The 3,510-nt window shown below is 56.9% G+C and carries 4 protein-coding genes; 3 read left to right on the top strand and 1 reads right to left on the bottom strand.

Features of this window, described 5'->3' with window-relative positions; translation table 11 throughout:
• Positions 1-514: DUF192 domain-containing protein (locus NW829_RS11895; protein ID WP_414407599.1), on the bottom strand; the 514-nt coding region annotated here is incomplete at its 3' end.
• A 333-nt stretch (positions 515-847) separates the two neighbouring features.
• On the opposite strand from NW829_RS11895, the gene NW829_RS11900 reads away from it, so the two are divergent.
• The 3 genes from NW829_RS11900 to NW829_RS11910 form a co-directional block, all read left to right on the top strand.
• A complete protein-coding gene (locus tag NW829_RS11900) occupies positions 848-2,131 on the top strand; it encodes a serpin family protein (RefSeq protein WP_414417166.1) in 1,284 nt (427 codons plus the stop codon).
• 111 nt (positions 2,132-2,242) lie between these two features.
• A complete protein-coding gene (locus NW829_RS11905; protein ID WP_414330774.1) occupies positions 2,243-2,857 on the top strand; it encodes a Uma2 family endonuclease in 615 nt (204 codons plus the stop codon).
• A gap of 93 nt (positions 2,858-2,950) precedes the next feature.
• On the top strand, positions 2,951-3,510 hold a 560-nt coding region (locus NW829_RS11910), incomplete at its 3' end, for a hypothetical protein (RefSeq protein ID WP_414417167.1).

Raw genomic sequence — 3,510 nt, forward strand, 5'->3', positions numbered from 1 at the left:
CGGGCTGAAGCTCTCGGATCTCGACCGGATCTCCAACGGCCAAACCCAAAGCAGCAGCCGTCCCGCCGCGGAACTCCAGCACACCGTCCACCAACTGGGAAGGAGGCGGCCCATAGGTGGGGCAGGGTTGGGCGGGGCAGCCGGGCACATCGGCGGCAATGTACACCACCTTGCCTTGGTGAAGGAAAATGATGTCCAGGTTGATCAGGGTGTTGAACATCCAAAAAGAAGCTGGCTGGGGCGGATCAAAGGGAAACCACATGCCCCGATCCGGCGGCAAATCGGTGCGAAACATCAGGCCCAAGCGCTGTTGCTCAGGGGTGCGGGCCACCTCTAGCTCAAAGCGTTGGCCGGCAAGGGTGACTTCGGCTTCAACCGGCAGTTGCTGGGGCTGCCCTATGGCTGGGGGGGATGGAGAGATGGCTTCGGTTACCTGAGTTTGTGAGGCGGGAGATCTCTCCGTGGCAGCAGTACATCCCAAGCCGGATCCCAGGAGCAGTAGAGCCAGGCCCAAGGCGACTCTGCACCCTTTTGGAACGTGTATCGTGAACAGAACCATGTGGCACTCTCCTGTGCAGGCTTCATCCTATCGCGCCGGACGCTGCTGCCGCGACTTGGCCAACCGGATGCAGAAAGTTCCCCTCTGGGAGGGCCTTGCCAATTCTTGCTTGCCGGAAGCTGCCTGCGTCTTTCCACCTTGAGCGCAGCGGAAATGGCGTCCCTGGGCAAGAGCAGCCCGCAACCGACCCGATAGCATAGCCATAGACTTTATCGTTCCCCACCCTGCCAGGAGAGCCGTATGAAAGACCCTTTCAATTTCAATTTCAATAGATTCAATAGATCCTCGGTGAGCCGGATCCCTCTTCTGGCTCTGCTGGGTTTACTGAGCCTGGGCCTCTGGCCCACTCACGGGATGGGATCCCGTTCACAGGAAACCCCGGTGCGGATTCCCTTTGAGCCAACGGTGACCTATGGGGAAGGGTATGGGGAAAAGACCGTGGCCCAACAAGCCCAAACCCGCTTTGCGCTGAAACTGTTTGATCACCTGCTCCGTCAGCAGCCCCAAGAGAACCTCTTTTTCTCCCCCTTGAGCATCCGCCTGGCCCTGAGCATGCTCTACAACGGCGCCTCTGGGGAGACCCAAACGGCAATGGCCGAGGTGCTGGAGGCACAGGACCTTTCCCTCAATGAGTTGAACTGGAGCAATGCCCAAATGGTGGGCTGGCTGGCGGAGGGATCCCCGGCAGGAGGGCCAGTCCAGGTGCAAATGGCCAACGGCCTCTGGGTGGATCAAACCCTCACCTTACAGCCCCAGTTTTTGCAGGCTTTGGCCACCTACTACCAAGCGGTGGTGAATCGGGTGAATTTGGGATCCCGGCAAACGGTGAACCAGATCAACGGCTGGGTGGCCGAGCGCACCCAGGGCAAGATCAACCGCATTGTGGATCGCCTCAGCCGCGAGGATTTGATGGTTTTGCTCAATGCCATCTACTTCAAAGGCGAGTGGACTCAGCCCTTCGATCCGGAGCGCACCCAAACTCAGCCCTTTACTCGGTTGGATGGCCGCCGCGTCCGAGTACCCATGATGGTTCAATCCGGTCGTTACGACTACCTGGAAACCGAGCAGTTGCAGGTGGTGAGCCTGCCCTACGGGGAAGGAGAACTGGAAATGCTGATCCTGCTGCCCAAGAAGGGAGTGAAGCTGGAATCGCTGCGGGCAGAGCTGAGCCCGGAAACTTGGCAAGAATGGACGGGATCCCTGCGCCCCCGTGCAGGTTCGGTGCGGATCCCGAGATTTGAATTGGCTTATGAAACGGATCTCACTTCCGTTCTGCAGCAGTTGGGCCTGGGAGTTGCCTTTTCCAACCGAGCCGATTTCAGCCAGATGACCCCAGAGCCAGCGCGGATCAGCAAAGTCCTGCACAAAGCAGCAATTGAAGTGAACGAAGAGGGATCCGAGGCGGCAGCCGCTACTGGGGTGATCGTCTCCCGGACTGCTGTCGACCGGCAAGAGCCCTTTCAATTTGTGGCAGATCGGCCCTTCTGGTTTGCCATTGTGGCCTCCGGATCCGGCGGCAGCCCAGCGGCCCAAACCGTGTTGTTCATGGGATCCCTGGTGGATCCTAAATAAGGGGATCCCTCAGGGCAGCTTGCTGACTTCTTGCCGGGCCTGCAGATTGCTCTTCAGGATGTGTTGACCCCAGACCGGCTCCCTTAGCCGTTTTTCATTGCGGAGGTCATGATGGTCGAGGTTTTGGAAAGAGAAAAATTGGCCGAGGCACCTGCTGATAGTTCTCCGGCAGCTTCTCGAAAAATTTGGACTGACGAAGAGTTTATGGCTTTACCGGAGGATGGCAATCGCTATGAGGTTGTGAACGGAGAACTGGTTACCGTGGGCTCGGCAGGCGCAAAGCATGGGTACTACGTAAGTTTGATTCACATCATTCTGGGCTCCTACGTTCGCAGTCAAAGGATTGGATTTACCTTCGATTCCGATACTTCCTTCAAAATGAAATCCGGCAATCGCCGTTCTCCAGATTGTTCTTTCTTTTCCAAAGAACGGCTGCAATCTCTGGGCGGGATCCCAAGGGGTTATATTGAGGGATCCCCAGACTTGGCTGTAGAAGTTCTCTCCGATGCCAACACCGTTGGAGAGATCCACGACAAGGTTGTTGAGTATTTCGAGAATGGATCCCGGCTGGTCTGGATCATTCATCCTGAAGAGAAATACGTTTTGGTCTATCGCCGGCCTGAGCCTGAAGCATTGAAGAAACCCGGCGACATCCTGGAAGGTGGAGAGGTGATCCCTGGATTTGCACTGGATTTATCAGAGTTTTTTGCCGAGCCGGAGTTGTAGTTTTTCACCAACGCAATGCCCGGATAAGACGCCTTCAGCGCCTAGGGAAAAGCAACCCCTGTTAAGCTAGCCTAAGCAGTGGGATCCCATTTCATGGCATTGGTTTATCCGCAGGTTCTGGAGCGCAATCCCAAACGGCTGCGCATTGCCCTACAGCGGTTTACCTCTCAGCAACTGGCTTGGCGGGCGGCAGGGGGCTTGGTGCTGCTAATTTTGGGATCCCAACTGTGGGCTCGTTCGCCGCTGTTGGGTTTGGTGGCTGTGGGGATGGGCCTGTGGGCTGGGATCCCTTGGGGGTTGGGGCAGATCCTGAATCTAGATTGCCAAAGCCAACGGGTGACCTTGACCCGGCTGGGTGGCCCTTGGGGGATTTGGCGGCAGCAGGTGTTTTCTTATCCCTTGGCTCAGTTGCAAGGAGTGCGGCTGCATCGAGTGGGTCAGGAAGTTTTGGATAACCAAGCTCAAGAGAGTTTTCAGGTCCAAAGCCAAGTGCGGCTGCAGTTTCACAGCGATCCTTCTAAACCGGAGCTGAACGAGGAGGTCATCGCCTGCTTTAGCAGCCAAGTCGGCATCAAAGGGGACGAACCAGAAGCTTTCGTGCTCTCTCAGCGGCTGGTGCGCTGGATTGAGAACTATCTATCCGAACACTCAGG

Source organism: Synechococcus sp. R55.8 (assembly GCF_047461895.1).
In the GTDB taxonomy this organism is placed as follows: domain Bacteria; phylum Cyanobacteriota; class Cyanobacteriia; order Thermostichales; family Thermostichaceae; genus Thermostichus.